The 24,131-nt window shown below is 40.2% G+C and carries 29 protein-coding genes and 1 other annotated feature (1 of these 30 only partly in view); of the genes, 13 read left to right on the top strand and 16 right to left on the bottom strand.

The window, feature by feature from the left end:
- Window positions 1-92: a binding site (T-box leader), on the bottom strand (it extends 154 nt beyond the left edge of the window).
- An 86-nt stretch (window positions 93-178) separates the two neighbouring features.
- The gene (locus AF333_RS12575) at window positions 179-490 is read right to left on the bottom strand and encodes a hypothetical protein (protein WP_043068920.1); all 312 of its coding nucleotides are present in this window, start codon (window positions 488-490) and stop codon (window positions 179-181) included.
- A 250-nt stretch (window positions 491-740) separates the two neighbouring features.
- The gene (locus tag AF333_RS12570) at window positions 741-1,772 is read right to left on the bottom strand and encodes a DUF4261 domain-containing protein (protein WP_235356735.1); all 1,032 of its coding nucleotides are present in this window, start codon (window positions 1,770-1,772) and stop codon (window positions 741-743) included.
- A gap of 490 nt (window positions 1,773-2,262) precedes the next feature.
- Here AF333_RS12570 and AF333_RS12565 point away from each other — a divergent pair, with 490 nt between their 5' ends.
- The 4 genes from AF333_RS12565 to AF333_RS12545 all read left to right on the top strand — a co-directional run bounded on the left by AF333_RS12565 (window position 2,263) and on the right by AF333_RS12545 (window position 4,351).
- A complete protein-coding gene (locus AF333_RS12565; RefSeq protein ID WP_043068919.1) occupies window positions 2,263-2,661 on the top strand; it encodes an Ig-like domain-containing protein in 399 nt (132 codons plus the stop codon).
- A gap of 681 nt (window positions 2,662-3,342) precedes the next feature.
- Entirely contained in the window at window positions 3,343-3,630 is a 288-nt protein-coding gene (locus AF333_RS12555) for a hypothetical protein (RefSeq protein ID WP_043068917.1), read from the top strand.
- Window positions 3,631-3,649: 19 nt separating this feature from the next.
- Window positions 3,650-3,910 carry a hypothetical protein gene (locus tag AF333_RS12550; protein ID WP_139188912.1) on the top strand — a complete coding sequence of 87 codons (261 nt, stop codon included), beginning with the start codon at window positions 3,650-3,652 and terminating at the stop codon, window positions 3,908-3,910.
- 69 nt (window positions 3,911-3,979) lie between these two features.
- A complete protein-coding gene (locus AF333_RS12545; RefSeq protein ID WP_043068915.1) occupies window positions 3,980-4,351 on the top strand; it encodes a hypothetical protein in 372 nt (123 codons plus the stop codon).
- A gap of 442 nt (window positions 4,352-4,793) precedes the next feature.
- On the opposite strand, the gene AF333_RS12540 is transcribed toward AF333_RS12545, so the two are convergent.
- The gene (locus tag AF333_RS12540; RefSeq protein ID WP_043069016.1) at window positions 4,794-4,976 is read right to left on the bottom strand and encodes a hypothetical protein; all 183 of its coding nucleotides are present in this window, start codon (window positions 4,974-4,976) and stop codon (window positions 4,794-4,796) included.
- A gap of 249 nt (window positions 4,977-5,225) precedes the next feature.
- Between AF333_RS12540 and AF333_RS12535 the strand changes: the two genes are divergently transcribed.
- Window positions 5,226-5,441 (top strand): helix-turn-helix domain-containing protein, encoded by a 216-nt coding sequence (locus tag AF333_RS12535; protein WP_043068914.1) that lies wholly within the window; start codon window positions 5,226-5,228, stop codon window positions 5,439-5,441.
- Window positions 5,442-5,676: 235 nt separating this feature from the next.
- On the opposite strand, the gene AF333_RS12530 is transcribed toward AF333_RS12535, so the two are convergent.
- The 5 genes from AF333_RS12530 to AF333_RS12505 form a co-directional block, all read right to left on the bottom strand.
- Window positions 5,677-6,300 carry a hypothetical protein gene (locus AF333_RS12530; protein WP_173585751.1) on the bottom strand — a complete coding sequence of 208 codons (624 nt, stop codon included), beginning with the start codon at window positions 6,298-6,300 and terminating at the stop codon, window positions 5,677-5,679.
- 580 nt (window positions 6,301-6,880) lie between these two features.
- Complete coding sequence (locus AF333_RS12520; RefSeq protein ID WP_043068911.1) at window positions 6,881-7,489, bottom strand: ABC-2 transporter permease; 609 nt, start codon at window positions 7,487-7,489, stop codon at window positions 6,881-6,883.
- A gap of 1 nt (window position 7,490) precedes the next feature.
- Window positions 7,491-8,351 (bottom strand): ABC transporter ATP-binding protein, encoded by an 861-nt coding sequence (locus tag AF333_RS12515; RefSeq protein ID WP_043068910.1) that lies wholly within the window; start codon window positions 8,349-8,351, stop codon window positions 7,491-7,493.
- Window positions 8,351-8,728, bottom strand: coding sequence for a GntR family transcriptional regulator (locus AF333_RS12510; protein ID WP_043068909.1), 378 nt, complete (start codon window positions 8,726-8,728; stop codon window positions 8,351-8,353). The genes AF333_RS12515 and AF333_RS12510 overlap by 1 nt, the downstream gene beginning before the upstream one ends.
- Before the next feature lie 885 nt (window positions 8,729-9,613).
- On the bottom strand, window positions 9,614-9,808 hold the full coding sequence (locus AF333_RS12505) for a hypothetical protein (protein WP_043068908.1): 195 nt from the start codon (window positions 9,806-9,808) through the stop codon (window positions 9,614-9,616).
- Between the two features lie 124 nt (window positions 9,809-9,932).
- Here AF333_RS12505 and AF333_RS35140 point away from each other — a divergent pair, with 124 nt between their 5' ends.
- From AF333_RS35140 to AF333_RS35135, 3 genes are all read left to right on the top strand, one after another.
- Complete coding sequence (locus tag AF333_RS35140; protein WP_235496417.1) at window positions 9,933-10,175, top strand: hypothetical protein; 243 nt, start codon at window positions 9,933-9,935, stop codon at window positions 10,173-10,175.
- 169 nt (window positions 10,176-10,344) lie between these two features.
- Window positions 10,345-10,875: a GNAT family N-acetyltransferase gene (locus tag AF333_RS12495; protein ID WP_043068906.1), complete on the top strand. Its 531-nt coding sequence runs from the start codon at window positions 10,345-10,347 to the stop codon at window positions 10,873-10,875.
- Window positions 10,876-11,265: 390 nt separating this feature from the next.
- A complete protein-coding gene (locus AF333_RS35135) occupies window positions 11,266-11,421 on the top strand; it encodes a hypothetical protein (RefSeq protein ID WP_235496415.1) in 156 nt (51 codons plus the stop codon).
- A gap of 199 nt (window positions 11,422-11,620) precedes the next feature.
- Here AF333_RS35135 and AF333_RS12490 read toward each other — a convergent pair whose 3' ends face one another.
- A complete protein-coding gene (locus AF333_RS12490; protein ID WP_052520684.1) occupies window positions 11,621-12,352 on the bottom strand; it encodes a DUF3298 and DUF4163 domain-containing protein in 732 nt (243 codons plus the stop codon).
- Between the two features lie 323 nt (window positions 12,353-12,675).
- On the opposite strand from AF333_RS12490, the gene AF333_RS35130 reads away from it, so the two are divergent.
- Window positions 12,676-12,849 carry a hypothetical protein gene (locus AF333_RS35130; RefSeq protein ID WP_235496414.1) on the top strand — a complete coding sequence of 58 codons (174 nt, stop codon included), beginning with the start codon at window positions 12,676-12,678 and terminating at the stop codon, window positions 12,847-12,849.
- A 139-nt stretch (window positions 12,850-12,988) separates the two neighbouring features.
- On the opposite strand, the gene AF333_RS12485 is transcribed toward AF333_RS35130, so the two are convergent.
- Window positions 12,989-14,125: a THUMP domain-containing class I SAM-dependent RNA methyltransferase gene (locus AF333_RS12485; RefSeq protein WP_043068904.1), complete on the bottom strand. Its 1,137-nt coding sequence runs from the start codon at window positions 14,123-14,125 to the stop codon at window positions 12,989-12,991.
- Window positions 14,126-14,193: 68 nt separating this feature from the next.
- Between AF333_RS12485 and AF333_RS12480 the strand changes: the two genes are divergently transcribed.
- Window positions 14,194-15,156 carry an MBL fold metallo-hydrolase gene (locus AF333_RS12480; RefSeq protein ID WP_052812405.1) on the top strand — a complete coding sequence of 321 codons (963 nt, stop codon included), beginning with the start codon at window positions 14,194-14,196 and terminating at the stop codon, window positions 15,154-15,156.
- 134 nt (window positions 15,157-15,290) lie between these two features.
- On the opposite strand, the gene AF333_RS12475 is transcribed toward AF333_RS12480, so the two are convergent.
- The 6 genes from AF333_RS12475 to AF333_RS12450 form a co-directional block, all read right to left on the bottom strand.
- A complete protein-coding gene (locus tag AF333_RS12475) occupies window positions 15,291-15,548 on the bottom strand; it encodes a GlsB/YeaQ/YmgE family stress response membrane protein (RefSeq protein ID WP_043068903.1) in 258 nt (85 codons plus the stop codon).
- Between the two features lie 110 nt (window positions 15,549-15,658).
- A complete protein-coding gene (locus AF333_RS12470; protein WP_043068902.1) occupies window positions 15,659-17,743 on the bottom strand; it encodes an ABC transporter ATP-binding protein in 2,085 nt (694 codons plus the stop codon).
- The gene (locus AF333_RS12465) at window positions 17,740-19,500 is read right to left on the bottom strand and encodes an ABC transporter ATP-binding protein (protein WP_139188911.1); all 1,761 of its coding nucleotides are present in this window, start codon (window positions 19,498-19,500) and stop codon (window positions 17,740-17,742) included. The genes AF333_RS12470 and AF333_RS12465 overlap by 4 nt, the downstream gene beginning before the upstream one ends.
- A 27-nt stretch (window positions 19,501-19,527) precedes the next feature.
- Window positions 19,528-20,319, bottom strand: coding sequence for an alpha/beta hydrolase family protein (locus tag AF333_RS12460; RefSeq protein ID WP_043068901.1), 792 nt, complete (start codon window positions 20,317-20,319; stop codon window positions 19,528-19,530).
- Between the two features lie 160 nt (window positions 20,320-20,479).
- The gene (gene rarD, locus AF333_RS12455; protein WP_043068900.1) at window positions 20,480-21,397 is read right to left on the bottom strand and encodes an EamA family transporter RarD; all 918 of its coding nucleotides are present in this window, start codon (window positions 21,395-21,397) and stop codon (window positions 20,480-20,482) included.
- 190 nt (window positions 21,398-21,587) lie between these two features.
- Entirely contained in the window at window positions 21,588-22,751 is a 1,164-nt protein-coding gene (locus AF333_RS12450; RefSeq protein ID WP_052520686.1) for a phosphodiester glycosidase family protein, read from the bottom strand.
- Between the two features lie 214 nt (window positions 22,752-22,965).
- On the opposite strand from AF333_RS12450, the gene AF333_RS12445 reads away from it, so the two are divergent.
- The 3 genes from AF333_RS12445 to AF333_RS31790 all read left to right on the top strand — a co-directional run bounded on the left by AF333_RS12445 (window position 22,966) and on the right by AF333_RS31790 (window position 24,129).
- On the top strand, window positions 22,966-23,622 hold the full coding sequence (locus tag AF333_RS12445; RefSeq protein ID WP_052812404.1) for a phosphatase PAP2 family protein: 657 nt from the start codon (window positions 22,966-22,968) through the stop codon (window positions 23,620-23,622).
- Window positions 23,623-23,640: 18 nt separating this feature from the next.
- The gene (locus tag AF333_RS35125; RefSeq protein WP_235496413.1) at window positions 23,641-23,814 is read left to right on the top strand and encodes a hypothetical protein; all 174 of its coding nucleotides are present in this window, start codon (window positions 23,641-23,643) and stop codon (window positions 23,812-23,814) included.
- Between the two features lie 156 nt (window positions 23,815-23,970).
- Complete coding sequence (locus tag AF333_RS31790; protein WP_235356734.1) at window positions 23,971-24,129, top strand: DUF418 domain-containing protein; 159 nt, start codon at window positions 23,971-23,973, stop codon at window positions 24,127-24,129.
- The last annotated feature ends 2 nt before the right edge of the window (window positions 24,130-24,131 follow it).

The following is a 24,131-nucleotide window of genomic DNA, read 5'->3' as shown; positions in this document are numbered from 1 at the left end:
TATTCGGCTGCGAACTGAACACCGGCTTTCAGCAAATACCGGCTCTCTGGGGAACAGCTTCACAACGTACTTGTTCTCGTCATCGAATTTGTGTGCTTTCTTTACGAGACATTATATGCTTCGTAATATAAATTGTCAACACATGTAAATGTACATATGGTTCAATTGAATAGCATGTTCATCTAACTTTTTCATACCCGAGCCTTCTCACAAAAAAGTCAAACGTCTCCATAGCCATTTCATAATTTATACAATTCGTACCAGGATAACAAACCAAATGACGAACAGAGTGACCGTCACGAATCAAAAAGGCTTCCCAATCGCCGTTACTCGTTTCGTTTGGCATATGAATACCTAAAATACGATAACCAGAGTCGACACATTGGAAAATTTGTTCAACAAATTCAGATGGTGCAAGTCCAGGAGGAGCGTCAAAATCTACATATAGTTGACCACTGCTATCCTGCTTTAAATACAATTCAGCTTCCATTCAAACCTCTCCCACTGTTACCTATGTAGGAACACCTATGACGATAATAACTTGTTTTTGGAATATAATCAAACTATAGGCTCCTTAACAGTTGCTTTGAGTGGTTTATTTCTTTTATTTGTGTCGATTGCTTCAATCAAAACTCGTTATGAGCTTCTTAATAATAGCTTCCCTAGCACCAATTCATACTTGCGAATTCGCTCCTGCCCGCTTCAAGTCTTCCACCAATGTATCCGTATCCTCCAGCACATCATTCAGTTCCGCCTTCCTGATCGTGATGCTGAATACCGGCATAATGCTCCGGACCCGGGTTCAAATCCAGCACATAACGCGGCGGCGCAGCTAACGCATGCTGATGCTCGCACAGCCAGCGCAACTCTTCAGAGCCGACGGTTTCTCCATCACGAATGACATCTCCTTGCTCGAAAATATAATAGGCAATATCTCCGACCAAAGAAGCTACTTCATTCGGTTCCATATCATAGAAATGGCACTGCACATCCGACACGCCGAGCGCAGCCAGACCGCATGTATCTATGAGCATTTCGTCTCTTCCGCTGTCTCTTCCTTCCACATTATAAAAACGGACATTCATCGCCCCATACAAACGCTGTCCTGCATTAATCGCCTCCAAATAAACTTGTGGTTGTACGATCTTGTCGCTAGCTCGAAAATAAACAGCTTCACATGGCGCAGTTTCCAACAACGCACGAAGCGCACCGGTAATCAATTGCAGGCGCTCCTTGTAATCCAATCCTCTTGCACAAAAATCCGTCAACAGTAATGAATGACTGCAGCCTGCAACGGCTTCTCTTGCCTCCGTCCAGTGCCAAGCTTGCTGTAGCGCCGACTCATATGACTCGACTTGCGGCGCACGCTCCGAAGTCATGATGCAGGTCTGTGCCGGCAACGGTCCTTCTTGAAATGGAACCATATGATTCATATGAAAAAAAAGTATCACCCCTGATTCCGATTCATCCGGCTTGTCCTTATTCGTTTCCCACACCGCCAGAGAATCTTCGGAGTTTGCTGGCGTAACTTTTTCCTCCGGTAATTGCACTTCTCCGGTATATTGCTGCATTTTTTCGTAAAGTGCCTGCTTGGACAGCTGTGGCTTTTCCTTGTACAGTAATTCAATCATATACACATTAGCAAATCCCGATAAATCCTGTTCATTTATGTTCGTTTCATTATCTGTTGCATCGTTATGGTTAGCCATGTTTGCTTTCTCCTTTTCTCCCGGATAAATTTCATCCATTCCCGCCTGTTCCAAATTCGTCATTTCATCACTCCCTAATTTCCCTTTATAATAAGAATATAAGTTCGTGGTTATTTCTACATAATCCTCTAGAAAATGAAAATACAGGGAATTAGACCAAAGAATTTAGTTCATACGAATCAAATTTGTAAAGACAGGCATTATGGGAGGTTACTATTTTGTTAAAAAAACATATCGAGGGGCTTGAAAAATTGCTTGCTATAAAGGTAGGAGATGATAGACAGGAAGAGTATCAGAACTACCTATATAAGTTACACTTAATATTTTGACAGGGTAGCGTGGTTGGAAGGAGGAGAGATGGAGAAAGAGAGAGGGTGGATACGCCCATCGCCCTTCCTTCTTTTCTTACCTCCTACCACAAGAATATGTACATTTATAAAGTAAGATGTATATAAATAGTAAAGGGGTACCTAATAAAAAATTAAGTATGATTAAGCTTACTATTCAGGATTTAAATGGTATAATTAACCAAGGTATATAAGGAGGGAATATTTTGAAAAAGAAACTTGTTACTTTATGTGCCTTAATCTTCATAGGAATAGGAAGTTATGTTGGATATTCAATCCTTACAAAAGATACTGATAAACATTTAGATATACAAATGGCTCAATCTAATGTATCTCCTGATAAAGAATGGATTATTACTTTCGATCACGGTATAAATCAAGAGATTATGAATGCAAAATCTGTCTATGTCCAGGATCAAGATAATAAACCAGTTCCCGTTTCATTAAAAATAAGTGATCCTCAAACATTGGTAGTTAAATCACCAAATGGTGGTTATCAAAAAGAAAAAACATACAATTTATATATAAATCGGGATTTAGACTTGGAACATGTCGGCAATGAAAATTTACCAAAACAATATCATATACAATTTACAACAATGTAAAGCAATAGAACATCAGATAATAAGAAAATGTAAAAAAGGTAGCTCTCCTGACACATCAGGAAGCTGCCTCATTTTTTAGTCAGATAACTTGGTTTGCGAAAACAGAATAGCTTAAGAATATATTCTATGGAAAATTCATTGTAAAAAAATAGGGCCTAATTAGTATTAAATACATTTTGGATTAGATTTTATGCAATCATATTTTAAAGGTGCAGGAGCATCACTATTTGTTGTTAGACTGGTTCTTCTTTTTATAAGCAAACTACAAATATTGCTACTTCTTTTGTTTTTATCTCTTAATTACTTAGGATGTACTTTTGGTGCGTTACTTTATTGCTTAATAAATCAATTCTTTAACAAAAACATAATTCATTATGCTATAAACACTTTTTTATTTGGTCTTTTAGGGTACTTATTTGGTAAAAAAGTGATAGTCTTTTTCGATTTATCAAATATTTATATAGCGATAACCATACTGGGTTCTGTGATTTTTTATTGGAGTCAATTTATCAAAAATTATAAGGTATTTTCTTTTTTGGCCATTTGGGTTCCAGTAGTTTGCATCTTTTTACTTTTTCTTCAGTTCTAATGAAGTCCAGTTTATATTTTCAGGCAGTTCATTTCACTTATTTGGAAATTAAGGTGAGTTATATAAAGATGTAGAAAGGAGTAGTTACAAATTTGAGGAATAAAAAATATAGTATCTGGTCTTTTGTATTAACCATATTGGGATTTTTGCTTATTGCTATGAGTTACAATATAGTACTATCTAGTCATATAATCAGTGTGCTACTTTTTGGTGGTGCAGGTATTTTAGTTTTGAGTATTGTTTTAAGTATTATCTCAATTATACGTGGAGAGATTGGAAGACTTAAATATTTTGCACTTTGGTTTATTCCTGTTGTTGTGATTATAGTAACAATCGTGCCAATTATTTTGATGGCCATGTTTGGATTTAATGAGCCATAAGTTGAAAGGGGATATCATGTTGAAATGGAAAATTATTAACGTCCTATTATTAGCTCTTGGTGGGTACGTTCTTTACAACGCATATGATGTTTTAGCTAGTTTTTTGGCTGGAGTTCGCGGAACTGTAGTAATCTATAGATTAGGTTTTGAAATCCCTTTAAATGATCAGTCATTATTAGGATACGGATTATTCTTTGCCGTATTAGGCGCCCTATTTTTACTTGCTCCCATTTTTGTAAATAGACTAAGAGTAAGAAGAGGAGTAGTTGAAAAAGTGTAGTCCATAATGTTACTTACATTAATCAACAAACCAAGGTAAAATAAGAAAAAAGAAAAGAAGTATACAACTATGCGCAGCATTAACTGGATTCGTATCCTTGCTATCCTTATTTCTCTTCCTATTGGTTTATTAGTTTACTATATTGTTTTGGAGATGATATACAATCAACCTGTTCATGATGTAAGATCCGTTGCTTTATACGGAGGCAGTATTTATTTAATATTTGGAATCACACCTGTTGATTATCCATATATCGAAAGAAATAAGATGCACGTGTCGGCGTGTTCCCTCGTCTTTTTCTCACAAGGAAGGGGACACGGCCGCTTGGCGGGGGTAAAAGCAGCCCTCTATGCTTCCGTGCGAGAGACGAACCGACGCCCGTTTGGGGCACGGTGTGGTGACGATCCACTCTGGATCGTACTGGATAATCAACACCCTTGATTTATTTATAAGTTTGCTAAAAGGGTTATTTAAAACACTATTTGCTATATTTATTTGGTTTTGTTTTGTGATAGTGTTTGCAAATATTGTACTGGCCATTGCTGGAATGGTATTTGGGAATACAGAAGGTACGTCTGAATTTATAGGAACAGCTATTGTTTTTATCATTTTTATTACAATATGAGGTTTTTTTGCTCCGAAAACAGTTCGTTCTGTTTTTGAATTTTTCGTATTCGGAAACTTTTTTGGGATTCCAGCAGGATTAGGTCTTTTATCTGTCCTAATTTTTGTGAACTTTCTATTTGGTATACTAATAAGAGAGAAAAACAAGAAAAAACAAAAAAATAAACAAAATGCAATTGGGATTTCTTTAGTAAAATTAACTTTTAAAAGCAACCATTATTGCAAAAATAGCATAAATAACCCTATATCATGTATAGGGTTAAATACTCTTTTTCATACCACACTTTCTGCATTCTCTAAGGAAGATCGTATCCTTAACTGAACTTTTGAAGTGGGCGTTACCGCAATTATCACAACGTCCACTAATAATATCAGGATGTTCTTTATAGTCATAGACGATAGTCAAATCATAACTTTTATCTTCTTTTGCTTCAGTAGCCAATGGAATCACCTTTAGGTTGAATTTAACTTTTATATCATAACAGATAAATAGCAATCAGAGAAGGCTCCATATAGTGTGACTGAGTGACAATAAAACTGTTTAATCTTTCTTTTGTTACAGTAAAGTTTAGAAACATAACGAATTAATCATAAAAAAAGCCTCCCGAATTTTTAGTGTGCACCTCTTAAAGTAGACAGTGGAAAAACCCCTAGGGAACATCCATACTACTTTAGGAGGTGCATCTTTGTTATGGCAAAAAAGGGACAAAAATTTAAGACCTATAGTTTTGAGTTAAAAAAGCAAGTAGCGGAAATGAGATTACAAGGTAAGACAAAAAAACAAGTAGCGGAGTTATTGGGAATTGAGGATATAGGACGTCTAAAGGTATGGATGAGGAAGTATCGGGAACAAGGGGAGTTCAGTATTCTTGAACATAGAGGGAGAAGGACAGACTATGTCGATTAGGAGCGGTATGTTCGCCGTTTGGAAATGGAGAATGCGGTCTTAAAAAAGTGGTTAGAGATCTTGAATCAGGAGGTGTAGCCGTAAAACATCAGATTGTGGAAGCTCTTCAAACTACCTATTCGGTAGAGGAACTGTACAGATTCCTGCAAATTTCCCGAAGCGGGTACTACAAGTATAGTCACCGAATATTATTTTTCTAGTTTCAAAAATAAGTAAACTCTTATCAAGAGTGTTTTTATGAAGAAATAATATCAATATACTCCTTATATTCTAAAGGAATTGGTCTATCAAAAATCAGATCTTTTAAAGGATCTACGTTTTTTCCAAACTTATAACAAAGATATAATCGTTCATTAAATTCTGCATAAACCCGGACATTAGTTAATTCATATTTATCTATGGTCTCGCTATCTGTTACAGGAATTGAAGGCATAATTATTTTAGTTTTATAACTACCTGTAGACATACCTTCTTCTATTAATCTACCTCCACCTTGACCCAGTATCAATACTTTCCGTTCATTTGTTGTTCCTTTCCATACAGTCACATGTCTACTTCCCATACCTAAAGATTCTATTTTATATTTAGGGAATTTGTAATTTGTAATGGGTTTTATGTTTTGTTTATAAATATTACTATTTTTAATAAACTGTCTTGTTACGGACGTACTGAATAAAATAGGAACTTCGTTTAAATTAACATCCCCCCAATTATTATCGTCACTGAATAAATCAAAAATCAGTAGTTGAGCTTTATTAATCATTTGTGCTAAAACATAAATATTATTCTTCCTATCTTCGTCCTTGCACCTTGTTTCTATACTAATCACTTGATTAGCTTTCCAAACATTTTTCGTCATAATTTTTAAACCCTCTTTTTTGTTATTTACAACTTGTAGTTTTTAGATGCTCGTCTACTGCATCCGGATATTTTTTTCTATTTTAGTTTCCTTGTCCTACTGGGTTCTGTTTATTAGGTAAACGTAAAATAACTCCAAAATCAACGTTTATTGTATATTTTGGAGTTACTTTACGTTTACCGTTCATCGAAAAATGAATATCATTTACCAGTTCTCATTGTAAATATAACCTCATATAAAGCTTTCAAATGGGAAAAAGCAAAAAATACAATTATTATTGAAACAAGGGTGTTGATTATCCAGTATGATCCAGAATGGATAGCCACCACACCGTGCCTCAAACGAGCGGCGGCTCGTCTCCCGCACCCGAAAAACCCTGATGTTTTGCCGGTCCGGTCTTGGTGCCACAAAGCGGCCGTAGCTCTTCCTTGCGAGAAAAAGACGAGGGAGCACGCCGACGCGTGCATCTTATTACTTCCTATCTATGGATAATCAACAGGTGTGATATTGAAATATGTATTCTAATAAATATTAAATCACTCAGTAAAAATCTCTATTTGTAGAATTCTACACCTTTCCTTTAAAATACTTTATTTCTATAAATACGAATCGACAGTAGCCAGGAACAAACATATAGAATAATAATGGAAAATATAATTAACAAATAAACATTAATATTTTGCAACGATAATACTATTTGTAAATTTTCTCTAATTATATCGTTCAAATTTTGGAACATAGTACTAATCAACACCATATATATACCAATTAAAACAAGTGAGCCTATGAACAAATATTGGCTTTTGAACTGATAAGAAAATGGCAAAATAAATGAAGTAGATACCATAACAAGGCTTACTATAAACATAAGATCTTTCCAGAGCGTTAGTTCCCTATGAATGATCAAATTTCCAATAAAAATTGTAAGAACTACAATTAAAGTGAAAATAAGTACCCCAATGTACTTTGAACTAACAATTTCTCTACGTGTATAAGGTAGTGAATTCAGTAGGGTATTTATTCGAGATTTTTCATCTATTGAAAAAGCGCTCATTATAATTACGATACTAAATACAAAACCTGACCAGATATATGATATATTTAGAGTTAAATAAACAAATAAAGCTGGCAATAATATCATTAAATTTTTCTTTTGTAAAATTATATCTTTTCGTATTAAGTTAAACATCCTACTCCGCCCCTCTCTTTATATAGAACATCAACTCTTCAATCGTTGGTTTTTCAATCAAAACTAAATCCCCAAAAACATCTTCTATCCGTGCTTTATTAGATGTTAATGCCTCAAAACCAGCGTTAGATTTTCGAATGGAAATAAACTCCTGTTCTGTATCTTGATCTAATAACTCCATTCCTCCTTTTACAATGGCATACTCTTCCTCAATTTGATAAGATTTCTTTGTGAAAATATGCTGACCTTTATGAATAAAAGTAATATAATCTGCAATACGATCTAAATCTGTTGTAATATGAGTAGAAAAGAAGATCGTTTTCTTCCCATCTTGCATTATATTATGTAGTATATCTAGCAACTCCCTACGAAATATTGGGTCTAATCCCGATGTAGGTTCATCCATAATAATTAACTCTGCATGATGTGATAACGCTATTGTTAAAGAAGCTTTCATCATCATTCCTTTAGAAAATGACTGGATTTTTTTATTTAACGGTAGTTCAAATTTTTTAATATAGTGATTGAATAGGCTCTCATCCCAATTTATATAGGAGGGTCTTATAATCCTCTTCATTTCTGCAAGTGTTAAGTGTTCATAGAAAATATTTTCATCAAATACAAAACCAATTCGTTGCTTGATCTCTTTTTCATGTTCTTTATAATCTAACCCGAATATCGAAATCGATCCGCTATCAGGTTGTAATAAGTTCATAATAAGTTTAATCGTTGTAGATTTTCCAGCGCCATTACCACCGATAAACCCAGTTATAAACCCTTTTTTAACAGTCATAGAAATATCTTTTAAGTGAAAATCACCAAACGATTTATTAACATGTTTTAATTCAATAACATTTTCCACTATTCTTCCTCCCTATATAACAGTTTAAGCAGATCCTTTAATTCTGTAAGTGAGATGCCAATTTCTTTACTGTTTTGAATTGCCGACAACAATTGCTCTTCAATTACTTTCATTTTTCTCTCTTTAATCATCTTATTATCCTGCTCCGATACAAAAGACCCTTTCCCGACAACCGAATATATGAATCCGTTCTTCTCAAGTTCCTCATAAGCACGTTTTGTTGTAATAACACTTATATCCAAGTCCTTCGCTAACTGTCGCATTGAAGGTAGAGATTGCCCTGCATGTAATTCATTGGTCAGAATATGTTTTTTAATTTGAGTATAAATTTGCTCATAAATAGGTTCTTTCGAATTATTTGAAATGATAACTTGCACATAAAAAACCTCACTAACATATTGTATATATACTTTATGTACATTATATACAAATTAATACCATAATACAACTCTTTTTTAATGCAATATTTAAATAAACACTGCTTCGAGTTTATCGTATGCTTTTTGATTAAGTGTAGGTCTATAGCATTACTTCGTTCAATTGTATGGTGATATTAATAACTGCCAAGATAACAGGGGGATTATGGAGAATGAAAAAAAGAACCTTCAGGCTAAGGCCCTTTTTTGTTTTTCAATTCTACTGCCGCGTTTGTAAAATAAAAAAAGCGATCCTTCGTAATGAAGAAACGCCACCGTTATCTGAATTTTAAAAATTGATAATAGTTTCAAGTATCATCAACTCCTTTATCTCGGCTGAACCCCAAGTACGTGCTGACCAAGAATTACGTGATAAAGTCGAATTTATTAAAACTTGGCAACAAAACTTTAATAAAAAAACTTAGGTATTGATATTGCTTTTTCGGATGCGTTTAAAATAATTAGCTATTTTGTTGCCATCTTGGTATTCCGATACATTCCTGCTTAGTGGTTGAAGATATATATCCCATGTTACAAGCAGTATCACAAGTAATAATTATTATAATCCTCTCCTCAAAAGATCATCGTTTAAATAACTTTAATAGAATTGTTCTTTATGAACATTATGCTTTTTTACTTAGTTCAACTTCATATTGCTTCCTGTCAAAGACAAAAGGCTTCAATTTATCATAGCTCCAATATCCACCTGCTGAATCAATACTTCTATGAGGTTGTTCAAATTCACTCCATATGACTTTATCATCTTCTAGTGTAATCTTAATATTAAAATCCCAACAACCTGGAAATCCACACTCACGCTCTAAGACAGATACCTTACCATCATAGTCATACCTGATCTAATAAATGCCTAGATGGTAAGAACACGACATCGGTTGGTAACCCTCTGTATAGACCTGCTATGTCTGAATCATATTGAAGTTCAAATTCCCTTAGAATCTCAACTAATCTTTTGTTATTAATGTAAATATCCGTGTAATCTTGGTCATCAATTGTTTTTATTACTAGCTTAATCTCATCCAAGTAAAAATCTCTCCTTGTTCAAATAAAATCATCCTTCCGCATAATATTAAACCATAAATTAACAATTATTCACCAAATAAAATACCAAATACAAAAAAATAACCCCATTCTATATACATCCGATTTGATAAATCGACAAATTCTTGTGGTGAGAGATAAGAAAAGAAGGAAGGGCGGTGGGCGGGAACGGTCGGAAAAAGACACGTCCGCCTTTTTTTGCCGGGGCGCAGGGCGTATCCACCCTCTTCTTTCTCCATCTCTCCTACTTCCAACCACGCTACCATGTCAAAATATTAACCGTAACTTATATAGTGGTGATAGTGCGTTAAATGAGCAACATTATTTTGATGCAAGTACTATTTCATAAAAATACTCCAAAATACTTTATCTTTAACATAACGAAACCGATTATTTATCCATTTCTTTATGCTTTTGTACCCTGTATAATAAAACTATCTTAAAAATGAAGGGACTGAACTATGCGCAGATATCAATATTTTTAACCTAACTATACAAATATACTGGGGGTAAAAGTATTGATTACAGAGTTATACACAGAAAGATTACATCTAAGAAAAATGAAGGTATCAGATTCATCTAGCCTATTTAAAATTTGGTCTGATCCGGATGTTACCAGGTTCATGAATGTCGATTGTTTCACTCATGAAAATCAGGCAAAAGATATGATCAAACTTCTTGATGAACTTGCTCAGGATAGCAAAGCCATTCGTTTCTCCATAATTGAATTAGAATCCAATGAGATTATCGGCTCTTGCGGTTATAATTCCTTGGATTTTGAAAATGAAAAAGCAGAAATTGGATATGACCTTGCTAAAGCATTTTGGGGTAAGGGATATGCTTCAGAAGCTATTTATTCTTTGTTAGACTACGCATTCTCATCTTTGAAATTAAATCGACTCGAGGCAAAAGTAGAACCTGAAAACGTGAATTCAATAAAAGTCTTACAAAAGTTAAACTTTACGTTTGAAGGGACACTTAGACAGTACGAAAAATCAAAAGGAAAGTTTATCGACCTCAATATGTATTCAAAATTAATAACAGATTGATTTGATTTTTCCTGGGGCTGTCCTAAAAGGAGAACTGAATCCCAAAAGCGTACGAAAAAACATCCCGTTTCACTATCAAAAGTGGGACGGGATGCTTGCTTTTCGTGTTATATCATTCGAAAAGTGGGGCTGCCAAAATCGACTCTTAGGACAGCCCCTTTTCACTATCTTAATAGATATCTGTACAATTTATACCTATATTATTCAGCTACGGCCATCTTGTACTGCTATGTATTTGCTGTTATTTGACTTTTCAACATAATATATCATGACTATTTCAATCAAGTTACACAAATAAACCTCAATATATATTATGTTTAATTTTATAACTAAAACGGATCTCTTACTGAAAAAAATAAAAGCAACCTTATATGTAACGGCTGCTGGATATTGTATCTAAAGCTATTTATTAAAATTAAGATAAGATTCTCGCTGGCAAAGGACACGTTTGCCTTTCTTCTGCTGGAGCGCAGAGCGCATCCACCCTCTTCTTTTTCTGAATCACCTCCTTCCAACCACGCTACCATGTCAAACTATCAAGTGTAATTTATATAGATTGGCCCTATTTTATTTCAATTCATTGAAAGCTGATACAACCGAAAAAGGCTAGTGTTTCTGCTTTGTTCTGATTCTCAGCTTGTTAGTATTGCCTGACATTTTTTATTCACTCGATTTCAAGCCCCCATTATTAAAAATGGAGGCTTTTATTTATAGTATGTTCTCTTATAAATACAAACTACATCTTTTATAATCCAGGAGTTAGATACTTTTTAATCTTAGAATATGGAATTTCAAATTCCGGGATTCCAGTAGCAAACGAGGTGTATTCATACGTAGAAAAATATACTACGATCCCTTTGTCTGTTAAGTAAAATTCTTGGTTAGCAGGAATAGCTTTAAAATCTTCTTTTCTGAAATCCCAATACTTATTTTGGATTGCTAATTGATTTTTTATTTCCTTACTTATAATGGACACATAATTCACTCCAGGTTTAAAGAGTTCCTTAAGTGTATAAGTTTTTCCTGTATTCAAATTGATGTTAATTCCTTCGTAAAAATAATTTCCATGTGCTCCACCAGTATATGCATAATTATTGTAAACAAGACTTAAGATTCCACCCTTATTTCTTTTTAGTATATATGTTGAAGTAACGTTATATTTTCCATCTCCTGGAGCAGGATATTCGATAGCCATCTTGTTTAATTCAATTGCTGCTTTATTTGCTTGATTAGCATAATCAACAAATTTTTTATTTAGATTTGCTTGTAATTTTGTATTCTTCATTCCTGAAATTTGAGGATACTCCACTTTTCCATCTACACCTGGAAGTTTAATTGGTTGTACTTTTTTCGTGACTTTAACAGATGACACTTTCTGCGTTGTCGCCGCAGAAACTGGTGAAAAACTTGAATCAATTGTTATGTATGCTCCTGTTGTTAAGCTTAGTGCCAATAAGGCTGCACATATCTTTTTCATTTTGCCCCCCTTGCACTTTAAGGAATTTTTTCCTATTTATATTATAAGTATCGTGATAAATGACACCAACATAAAATTAAAAATATTCAAGCAAAAAGCTATTTATATATGTACATACCAAGCTTAAAGCCATTCGAGAATTTCAAAGTGGTGTATCACTGTACTGACATTTTGTCCTTACAAGTATTGGCACAACGTTAAAGTCCAGCAACGTTCGGAAGGCATTTCGTAAGTTAATGAAAGTAGCGCAAGTAACGAAGATCAAATTTCACGATTTACGGTATACTTACGCTACTCTCATGTACCTCCTATATACATCTGATTTGATAAATCGACAAGTTTTTATGGTGGGAGGTAAGCAAAGAAGGAAGGGCGGGAACGGTCGGAAAAAGACACATTGGCTTTTCTTCTACCGGATCGCAGGGCGCATCCAGCCTCTTCTTTTTTCCGAATCGCCTCCTTTCAACCACGCTACCCTGTCAAACTATCAAGTGTAATTTATATAGTATGCAAATGGAGGCAGCAATAAATTTGGACAAGCATTACTCCAATATGCTATCAAAAGTGCTACAATACGCTGCTAACGCCTCATCATTGCTTAGACACCTTATAACTACAGAGTTTTATCAATTAACCTCAGTCACGTGGCGGGCGTGGGCCATAATATTGATAATAATACGTTTTCAGGTTTCCGTTATACAGCTTACGGTTGCGGTCAGCTTTCTTGCCAAAAAACTGCTCAAATTCAGGATACGATGTAAGAATATAATACGACCACGTATCAAGCGCACCGAATGTTTTCCCCATCACTTTATAAAGCTGCTCAACTTCTCGTTTCTCGCCGAGCCTCTCTCCATACGGAGGATTACATATAATGCAGCCGTATTTGGCATCGCTCGTATATGCACCTACCGGTAGCCGCTTAAAGCGTACCGCATCCTCCATCATCGCTTCTTCTGCATTCTCATTTGCAACGGCAATAATATCGCCGTCAATATCCGTACCGGTAATCTCGAGCGGACGATCATACTTGGCCAGATCATGCGTCTCGCGTCGTGCTTCCTGCCACAGCTTCTTCGGAATAGAAGGCCATTCTTCTGAGACGAATTCACGGTTCATTCCTGGCGCGATGTTGCGTCCAATGAGCGCCGCCTCGATCGGTATCGTACCGGAACCACAGAACGGATCATGCAGCGGACGGTCCGGATTCCAGAACGAGAGCTGAATCATAGCCGCGGCCATTGTTTCCTTCAGCGGTGCTCCACTGATTAACTGACGGTACCCACGCTTATGAAGACCTGCACCAGACGTGTCAATTGTTAACGTCGCGATGTCTTTATGTAAGGCCACCTCAACTTTGAACATTGCCCCTGTCTCTTCAAACCATGTTTTACGGTAGCTTTGCTTCATGCTTTCCACAATCGCCTTTTTAACGATGGCCTGACAGTCCGAAACGCTAAACAATGTTGATTTTACAGACTTCCCTTCCACTGGAAATTGTGCATCTTCCGGAATCCATTCAGCCCATGGTAATGCTTTAGTTTGCTCAAACAATTCATCAAAGGTCGTCGCTTTGAACTCGCCGATTTTCAGGCGAATGCGCTCTGCTGTTCTCAGCCACAGATTAGCGCGGCAGATAGCTAGCTTGTCTGCAGTGAACATGACTTTTCCGTTTTCTACCTTAGCGTTTTCATACCCAAGCTGTTTTACCTCCCGCGCTACAATCGCTTCAAGGCCAAAAGTGGAGGTCGCAATAATGTCAACTTTACTCATATAAAAGCTCCTTATGCTATAATTAAAATACTAAATTTAGAAAAATCAAAAGGTTAGGAGAGGCTAGCGTGACAACAAATCATATTGTAAATCTCGGCCATGATATTTACCAGATTGAACTTGTTGACCGCATGGAAGGCGGACGCTCTACCGGATATTTCATCGATGCCGAACAAAAAACAATTGTTGAGATGGGCGCAAGCGTATCCGTTCCCCGTGTGTTAAACGCACTTAAACAATTGAACATAGATCCGGAAGAAATTACATACGTCATTGTAACACACATTCACCTTGATCATGCAGGTGGAGCCGGATTACTGCTCGAAAAGTTACCAAATGCCAAACTTATCGTACATCCACGCGGTGCTAGACATATGATCGATCCGAGTAAATTAATCGCGGGCGCCAAACAGGTATACGGAGATGAATTCGACCGATTGTTTGGGCCGATGACACCTGTGCCGAAAGAGAAAGCGATCATCGCTGACGATGAATTCGAGCTATCCATTGGAAACAATCGTACTCTTTACTTCTACGATAGTCCGGGACATGCATATCACCACTTCGCCGTTTATGACCCGACAAGCAAGGGCATTTTCAGCGGAGATTCCACTGGGATGAGTGCCCCTTGGTTACGTGAGAAATTCGGCGTTGATTTCTACGCACCGACCTCTTCACCGGTTCAATTCGATCCAGAGGCGATGATTGCTACGTTGCGTCGCTTTGCAGAACTTGACGTCGAACAAGTATTTATGACTCATTACGGTCGTCACAGCGATGCGAAACGCGTCATTGCAGAGAATATCGAACGGACCGAAGCTTTCTCCCGTATCGCGGAAGAAGCCTATCAAGAAAATCCTACATGGGAGCATACTGCCGAAAAGCTTCGTCAATACTTTCATAAGGAACTGAGTAAACTTGGTGTGCCAGAAAACGATCCGATTCTGGACTCGTTTACATTCGATATCGAAATGGACGCAAAAGGAATGTTTCACTACATGCAGACGAGAACGCGTTCGGAAACACGCTGAATACAAAAATAAGAAAAACTTACGGGCATGGCCCCTCGCTCTTTCTTATCCACTAAAAAAGGCGCCGTTTCCTCTTAGGGAAACGAGCGTCCTTTTTCAGTGTTTTCTATGGTGTTTTATGTGCAGGCTTTTCTTTAGTGTCGTTCACGACGCATGCTGCGCATCACCAGGCTCACGATAAACACAAGGACAACGGCGCCGATGATGGCTGGGATAATCGCAAATCCTCCTACAACCGGACCCCAGTTGCCAAGCAGTGCGGAACCGATCCATGCACCGATAAAACCGGCGATAATATTACCAATGATTCCTCCGGGGATGTCGCGCCCCATAAGAGCCCCTGCTATCCATCCGATAATACCTCCGACAATGAGTGACCAAATGAATCCCATGTGTGTGTCCTCCTTTGCATCTAATGTAAATTCTATCGTGGTATGATTAGTATTTACCCAGATTTATAGATTATTACACACAGCATGTTATAATCTTATTTTTTCCAATTTTATTTGTTCTTTACTTTGCCACCTTGCTGCAGTTGATACATGACGTAATATCTGCCTTTTGCCCGAAGTAGTTCTTCATGAGTTCCCCGCTCAACGATACGCCCCTGATGCAGTACAAGAATTAAGTCGGCGTCTTTAATGGTGGAAAGGCGGTGTGCAATGATGAATGTCGTACGCCCTTTGGCAAGTTCCCTAAGCCCCTGCTGAATCCGTGCTTCGGTTTCACTGTCGATACTAGCCGTCGCCTCATCGAGAATCAGAATAGCCGGATTAAATGCCATCGCCCGTGCAAAAGAAAGCAACTGACGTTCCCCGCTCGAGAAATTACCACCCCGTTCAATGACGGGTTCCTTGTATCCATGCGAAAGGCCTTCGATAAACGAAGCCGCCTGCACTGCACTCGCGGCCGTTTGCACATCTGTATCAGAGATGCCTGTCGTCTCGTGCAACCGAATATTAAATGAAATATCTCCCGTAAAAATAAATGGATCCTGCATGACAAGTGCCATCTGCCGACGCAGTTCCTGCAGTGGATAGTCCTCCATTTTTCTTCCGTCGATATAAATGGTCCCCCTCTGCGGCTCATAAAATCCAAGCAGTAGATTTATCAAGGAGCTTTTGCCGGAACCGGTATGGCCTACAATCCCAATGGTTTGCCCAGGCTGCGCGGAAAAAGAGATGTTATGCAGTACCCTATGGTCATCGCGATAAGCAAACGATACATTGTCAAACACGACATTCCCGGAAAGACGCGATACCGCTCCCTGACTCCCGCTGTCTTGTTTATCACATACAGGCGCCGGCTCATCCATCACTTCAAATACACGCTCCGCAGATGTTAGCGACTGTTGCATCGTCGACAGGCGCTCCATAATAGTGTTAATCGGCTCGAAAAAACGACTCAAATAATCAACATACGCATATAACACGCCGAAAGAAATGGCATTATGCATCGATTGGCTGCCGAAATACCAGATGACAAGCGCAAGCATTAAGTTACTAATGACATCCACTGCCGGACGCAGCAATAGTCCATCGAGCTTTACCTCACGAAAGCGTGCCCTGAAATACGTTTCGTTTACGGTAGTGAACTCTTTTTGTACTGCCTGTTCACGGCGAAATGCCTGCACGATTCCCATACCCTGAATCATTTCATTCAGCATTCCGTTCATTTCGCTCAGCCGGGACCGAATCTCGCCATAAATGCGTGAACTATAGCGCCTAAATAACGCAATAATTACAGCAATAAGCGGGAGCAGACCGATACAGAGCAGCGCCAGCTCAGGCTGCAAAATAAACAACGCAACTAAAATCCCAATCATATATACAATGTTTTGAACGAAAATTGCCATGATGCTAACAAACAATTCCCGAACGGCTTCCGTATCATTTGTTACCCGGGAAATGATATGTCCTGTAGGTGTCCGATCAAAAAACGCAATCGACAGATTCTGTAAATGCGAAAAAATATCAACCCGTATCTGGCGGATAATTCGGTGCGCAGTACTCTGCAACGAAAGAGCCTGGATATATTGAAGTATACCGGCAATAAGCAGAAGTCCGATGTATAGAAGCACAAGCTGGGTTAGCGGACGAATTTCCGGTGCGTAGAACGCTCTGACATCCGCAGGCGCAATCGCCTCGACCGGATAGGAGACTTGTTTGTCGCCAAGTGTTATGGTTAATTCTGTCTTTCCGTCTCGTTCACTAATTGTTCGTTCGCCCTCGAACGGGGTAACGGTTGGCAACGCATAATATGTGCGGTTTACTTCAAGAATCTGCCTTTTTTCTCCGCCAGTGATGTCAAACTTGTGCCCGTTACGTGTCAGCCATTCTTCACGAATCCATATGCGATCCGCATGCTCTACTTGCGGTGTGCCCGTTGGTGCTGTGCCCTTTGCATATACACGCCAAGGCTTCTCGATCCCAAGAATGTGCACATCAATGGCTCGCTTCGCGATAAAAGGGCCTGCGAGCTCAGCTGCGGTAGCAACAATGAGCAACAGTAGCGCAATCGTGATTGACAAGCGATGAGGCGTCGTATAGCCAAGCAGTCGACGCAGCGTAGAATTCGGGTTCCTCATGCGTCTTCCCCCTCATCTTCAAGCGTAGCCTGAGCCTGTTGGCGACGGAACTGTTCAGCATACCAGCCGTCCTGCGCTATAAGTTCAAGATGCGTTCCCTGTTCAGCAATACGACCTGCATCCATTACATAAATTCGGTCCGCATGCATGACCGCTGACATTCGGTGCGCGACAATGACTGTTGTTTTCCCTCTTCGCTCCCTGCGCAGATGGCTAAGAATGGTCTCTTCCGTTCGTGCATCGACCGCCGACAACGAGTCATCGAGCAACAGTACTTCCGGCTCCATTACTAGCGCCCGGGCGATGCTGATGCGCTGCTTTTGCCCGCCGGATAGTGTAATCCCCCGTTCACCGACAGTAGTCGCAAGTCCCCCGGGCAAGTGTGTCATATCCACCTCCAGCGCAGCATTTCCAAGCGCACGTTCGACGGCCTCATCAGAAGCTCCTTCGTCTCCAAACACTATATTCTCCTTTACAGTACGTGAAAATAAAAAGTGATCCTGGGGCACATAGCCGAACCGGGACCTCAAAGCGGCCGTATTCCACTGTTCGATAGGAATTCCCTCCACACATATCGAGCATTCAGGCACCGTATAAAAATGCAGCCATAGCTTCATCAATGTGGATTTACCGCTTCCCGTCCGGCCTACAATGCCCACCGTCTGCCCTGGTCGCACCATAAGAGATATGTCACACAGCGCAGCCGATTCCTGCCCGGGATATCGGAAGGTGAGATTTGTCACCTCTAGGCTGGCTCGTGTTTTTTCTTGTCCCTTGGACTCCGTTCCGCCTGTAATCTCAGGTTCCTCTTCTAACACATCACTTAACCTCTCCCATGAAGCACTCCCCCGTTGCACAATGTTCATTAACCACCCAAGCGCAAGCATGGGCCAAATTAACAATCCAAGATATAGATTGAACGATACGAGCTCACCTAGTGTAAGTTCGCTGTTGAACACAAGTGTTGTCCCATAACCGATGCCAATAAGAAAGCTGACCCCGATTAGAAATAAAATCGTTGGCTCAAACAACGCGTCAATCTTGGCCACACGAATGTTCTTCTCCATCACGTCATCCGCCGTTTTCGTAAATGAGATAACATCTGGCTGCTCTTGAACAAACGCACGCAGTACACGGATACCTGAAATCGATTCCTGCACGTGATCATTTAACCTGCCGAATGCTGTCTGGGCATCGAAAAAACGGTCATGCAGCAGCTTGCCGTAATAACTGGTTGCCCATGCCAGCAAAGGTAATGGCAATAGTGCTGCCAGCGTCAATTTCCAGCTGATAAGTACGACCATCGCGGACAAAGCCACCAGCGTCATGGTCAGCGAATCAACCAACATCAAGATTCCTATGCTTGATGTCATCTCGATGGCTACGATATCGTTCGTTGCAAGTGCCATTAAATCACCAGTACGCCTGCGATCATAAAAAGCCGGACTCATCTGTGTCAAATGCCCAAACAGGCGATTACGCAATGTCTTCTCCAGAATAAGCGAAGCACCGAACAGATAATACCGCCAAGCGAAACGCATCCCATATAGCAGGAAGGCCAGCGCCACAATGAGCGCTACGTTCCAGACGAGTCCCTGTCCCTGCAGCGTTCCAACCCGCATCCGGTTGATGAGCTCACCTACCAACCAAGGGGGGAGTAGTACAAGTACATCACATATCACAAGCAACAATATACCTATTATGTACTTCTTCTTATGGGCCCTGATAAACCACCATAACCGCCGAAATATCCGCACTCCGCCCCTCCTCTCTTATCAAAGAATTCAAAAAGAAAATAGCTTATCTTTTAACCAATGACACGTATCGCTAAGTGCACCGTAATGGGCGGCTTCCGGAAAATGATGGCCGTATTCTGGATAATACCAAAAATCATAAGGCTTTCTTAGTTCTTCCAATCGCCTCGCCATATAGTTCGGATGACGAGGACTGACCAACTCATCACATCCACCCTGAACGAACAAAACCGGACACTTGATTTCTGTGGCACGATACAGCGCCGAGCGCTCCATATAAGCATGTGCATCCTTCACCGGATGTCCAATGACACGCTTAAGCATACGGCGCAAATCCTCTCGTTCTTCATATGTTAGATGCAGATCGACTACACCGCCCCATGAAACGAGCGCACCGATCTGATCCGTCTCTGCTGCTGCCAGAAATGCGCCGACCGCGCCGCGTGAGAAGCCTACTGCCCCGATTCTCTTCGCATCGACCTGAGGCAGACGTGAAAGCAATTGCAATGCTCCGTATACATCCTGACGATCTGCTCCTCCGAATTCATCCTGACCCTCACCGCCTTCATTTCCCCTGTATGAAGGAGCACATACAACGAATCCGCAGGCGGCCATATGTTCAATCCATCCAAGCTGTACCATGCCGATCCGATGAATGCCTCCTCTACAATAGACGAGCGCTGGGCATTTCCGGTGTGCTTTTGGTTGTGCTAAATATCCGGCCACCACGATATCGCCGGCCCTGTACATAATATGGTAGACGCTTACATCACGTATGGAAGCTGGCAACATCATCTGTGAAACCAACAAGTTATCCAGCATATCTATTTCCTCCCTTAACTGAGAAAAAACGGGTTAATTATATCATTGCTGAATAGTATAGCACGAAAAACAAAGAGAGGAGAGAGTCTTGCTTTCGAATACAAAAAACACTTCCGTCATATTACGATAACGGAAGTGTTTTTCTCGATGCGTCCACTGGTTACGGACGAGCTTTTCCATAACGGGATGTCTGAGCTATGCTTGTATAAGATAGGGAATACAGCAGTAGCGCACACCAAATAAACGCGAAGCTAACCATATGCACGGATGTAAACGCCTCTTTAAACACGAATACCCCTAGTATTAAACTAATTGTCGGAGCCATGTACTGAATAAATCCCATAGTGGATAATGGTACCGCCCGAGCGCCCTTGGCAAACCATAGAAGCGGTAGTGCCGTCACCACGCCTGTCCCGATAAGCAGAGTCATTTCAGGTGGCGATACAAACCCGATAACGCCTATGCCGCTAGCTTCCGCAAACACCATATAGCCAAGTGCAAGCGGAGCCATGAATACTGTCTCCAGCGCCAGACCAACCAATGCCTCCGTCTGTGCTTTTTTCTTAGCCAGGCCATAAAAGCCGAAAGTAATTGCCAGGGCAAACGAAATCCACGGTATCTTGCCATACTGTACGGTTAAAATAATAACCCCGATGCCCGCAAGCACAAGCGCCATCACCTGCCAGCGCGACAGGCGCTCTTTTAGAACTACCACTCCTAGCGCTACGCTAAGCAACGGGTTAATGTAGTAGCCGAGACTGGCTTCGATTACATGTCCATTATTCACGCCCCAAATATAAATAAACCAGTTGGCGCTTATTAATACCGAACTGAGGAACGCAGCTAATGCGATCTTCCGATTAAGCAATGCCTTCTTAAATGGCTCCCAGCGCCGATATAGCAATAGTAAAAACGCAACAAATAAAAAAGACCAAAAAATCCGATGAGCCAGAATTTCAAAGGCAGATACTCTGTCCAGATACTTCCAGTACAGCGGCAACAATCCCCAGGCTATATAGGCTATAATCGAGTAACCGATACCTGCAGCTCTTGCTTTTTCTTCTCTCTCATGCTTCATACATTACACCCTCATTGCTTTTTTATTAATATAAAAAACGGAGAGGCTCTCTGCCTACTCCATTTTTATCACGGCCTAACGTCTCCCACTTCACGTAAGCTACGCGAGGAATAATTACCCTTAAGACCCCATTACATGCAACGAACCATTCATGGGGAAGGAACCCTCTCTTGTTGATTAAAGCTTTACTTTATGAACGAGGTTTTTCCTGCTTGGCTCCGTATACATATCCTCCATATTTGTTGGCAGGATTGTATACGACAAATGCATTTGGCATCGGCTTTTCTCCGGCGATACCGGACGGCGTCGTAATCAACTTGCCCCGGTGGTACATACTAGACGAAGAGCCTCCATCAAGGTTAACCGCATTTACAGCCCCTCGCTTAAGCAGCTCTTCCTGCACATCCTTCAGCGTAGCTCCAAAGCTATGGATTGCCCTGCCGTCGATAACGAGGAACATGACCGTTCCGTCTTTCTTTTGAGCGATCGCAGTACGTGGTGCCACGCCCCATCCGCCGTCGCCTTCTGTAATCATCGGTTTTCCATTAACAACTAGACGTGGCAAGAAGCTTACCGCTTCTTGAACGCCCAGCTTTTTCATCTGCTCGTACGTATAACGTCCGCTAATCAACACTCCGTCTTTTGTAAATCCAACGATATCCTGTTCTGCCTCTCTATCACCGCTCACAAGTTTACCTTCACTGATAATAATGCCAAGTGGATGCATAATCCGCTCTACATCTTCAAACTCCGGACCTATCATCTCTTCGGTTTTATCGGTTAAGAAGAATCCCCCACCATTAATTGCGGCTAATGCATTTTTGCGTGTGGCTATGTTACTTACTTTTTCCCCGCCTGGATTATGGCTAGCGACCACATGAATTAGACGTGGGTCCTTAATGTACATGATTTTGCCAACATACGTCTCTCCACGAATATCTTCCACATCAATTAGCGTAGAAGGGGTGAGCGTATGTTGTGGATCCGGTGTCGCTATCTTCACAAGACTCATATCTTGTTTGGCAAGATGATTTGCTTCCGCCTGTCGTTGAAAATTCTCTTTAATTTTCTCTACACCGCTCGTTCCCACGAGCAGCCACGTGTATTTCGTTTGCTTCGATGTATACACTGCTTCTGCGACAATTCCCCGTAACTTGGTTCCCTGTGGCGTCAAATAAAACCAGCCAAGTGCAAGCGAGGAGATTATACAGCCAATCCACAACGCCCACACTGCAACACGGAACCAGCGTCTGGACAACCTGCGCGGCAAGGATAAAGAAGAAGAGGCTACCGCCGTCGCAGACATTTTGTTTTGATTCAGTTGCTCCATTCGTTTTGAGGTAGGAAATAACACGATTCGTCTTCCTTTCTCTCTTTCTCTCGTGCAATTCTATTTTTCTATAAGATGTCTACCATTCTATATCTTATCTCATTCTCAAATAAATACAAGAAAGTTATTCCGCATCTTGCATCTATATTGCACATCGTATAAAATAGCTACCATCATAAATACGTCCGGGTCGTCCATTTTGTTTCATAATTTCATTATATAAATACAGGTGGTGCATATGGAAGCAATTCTTTCTTTCGACCAGCAGCTTTTTCATTGGTTGAATGTACAGTTAAATATCCCCTCACTTGATTGGTTTATGATTTTCGCCTCCGCCATCAGCGACAAAGGGTTATTCTGGTTTCTGATTGTAATGGTCCTGTTGCTTATTCGGCAACGTGTCGGCGGACTTCGTCCTGCAGCGACCCTGTTTGCTGGTATCGGCATCGGTGGCGTTATCGAATATGCGATGAAATTCGCGATTATGCGCCCGAGACCGCCTGCTGTGGAGGAGCAAGTTATCCATCTTACTCACATGCCGATCTCATCTTCTTTTCCATCAGGTCATGCGGTATCCTCTTTTGTTTCTATGTATGTGCTGTATCGATTATTCCCAAAATCGATCTGGTGGACGTTACCGTGCGCTTTAATTATGACATACTCTCGTATTTATGTAGGGGTTCACTATCCACTCGATGTTATTGGAGGGGCAATGATAGGAATCATTGCAGGGAAGATTACGATGCGCGTCCCGGTTATGACAATCGCTTATAAAGTATTATCGTACGTGCCGATTGTCCGGCGGTACATTTTGCCGACTGCCGAAATAATACCCCAAAACCCTCCGACTGAAACACCATTTACGACGCAAAAACAACAAGATGAAAAAGCATAATGACTGTATACATCTGATTTGATACATCGACAAATTTTCATGGTGGGAGGTAAGAAAAGAAGGAAGGGTGGTGGGTGGGAGCGGTCGGAAAAAGACATGTCCGCCTTTTTTCTGCCGAGGCGCAGGGCGTATCCACCCTCTTCCTTCTCCATTTCTCCTACTTCCAACCACGCTACCATGTCAAAATATTAACTGTAACTTATCTAACTTACATTAATGTAAGTTAGATGTAATGATAATTACACAGGCCATAGCAAAAGTTGACAAATTATGTTTTTCAGACAGTTCTCATTCTAACTTGCCAGACATGCACTTCATTTATTTGAGCGTATTACGTATATTCAATCGTTGTTCCTTTGCCTAGGGATTTTCATCATACAACTTATTTTCAGTGTAGTCTGGTTGCGCTTCTTTAGACTTGGGCCACTGGAATGGGTATGGCGCATGGTTACTTATTGGGAAATACCATCGCTTCTTCAAAACCACACAAGTAACCTGATAATTTAACA

The sequence above is a fragment of the Aneurinibacillus migulanus genome, from assembly GCF_001274715.1.
Lineage (GTDB): Bacteria > Bacillota > Bacilli > Aneurinibacillales > Aneurinibacillaceae > Aneurinibacillus > Aneurinibacillus migulanus.
This window is presented reverse-complemented; position numbering and strand designations above follow the sequence as displayed.

Excerpts from the sequence above, each read along its gene's own strand:
- AF333_RS12490 (WP_052520684.1), bottom strand. The coding sequence starts at position 12,352 with ATGAAAAAGATATGTGCAGCCTTATTGGCACTAAGCTTAACAACAGGA.
- rarD (WP_043068900.1), bottom strand. The coding sequence starts at position 21,397 with ATGAAGCATGAGAGAGAAGAAAAAGCAAGAGCTGCAGGTATCGGTTAC.
- AF333_RS12545 (WP_043068915.1), top strand. The coding sequence starts at position 3,980 with ATGCGCAGCATTAACTGGATTCGTATCCTTGCTATCCTTATTTCTCTT.
- AF333_RS12460 (WP_043068901.1), bottom strand. The coding sequence starts at position 20,319 with ATGCTGGATAACTTGTTGGTTTCACAGATGATGTTGCCAGCTTCCATA.
- AF333_RS12570 (WP_235356735.1), bottom strand. The coding sequence starts at position 1,772 with ATGACGAATTTGGAACAGGCGGGAATGGATGAAATTTATCCGGGAGAA.
- AF333_RS12520 (WP_043068911.1), bottom strand. The coding sequence starts at position 7,489 with ATGTTTAACTTAATACGAAAAGATATAATTTTACAAAAGAAAAATTTA.
- AF333_RS12445 (WP_052812404.1), top strand. The coding sequence starts at position 22,966 with ATGGAAGCAATTCTTTCTTTCGACCAGCAGCTTTTTCATTGGTTGAAT.
- AF333_RS12530 (WP_173585751.1), bottom strand. The coding sequence starts at position 6,300 with ATGACGAAAAATGTTTGGAAAGCTAATCAAGTGATTAGTATAGAAACA.
- AF333_RS12470 (WP_043068902.1), bottom strand. The coding sequence starts at position 17,743 with ATGAGGAACCCGAATTCTACGCTGCGTCGACTGCTTGGCTATACGACG.
- AF333_RS12485 (WP_043068904.1), bottom strand. The coding sequence starts at position 14,125 with ATGAGTAAAGTTGACATTATTGCGACCTCCACTTTTGGCCTTGAAGCG.
- AF333_RS12475 (WP_043068903.1), bottom strand. The coding sequence starts at position 15,548 with ATGGGATTCATTTGGTCACTCATTGTCGGAGGTATTATCGGATGGATA.
- AF333_RS12575 (WP_043068920.1), bottom strand. The coding sequence starts at position 490 with ATGGAAGCTGAATTGTATTTAAAGCAGGATAGCAGTGGTCAACTATAT.
- AF333_RS12535 (WP_043068914.1), top strand. The coding sequence starts at position 5,226 with ATGGCAAAAAAGGGACAAAAATTTAAGACCTATAGTTTTGAGTTAAAA.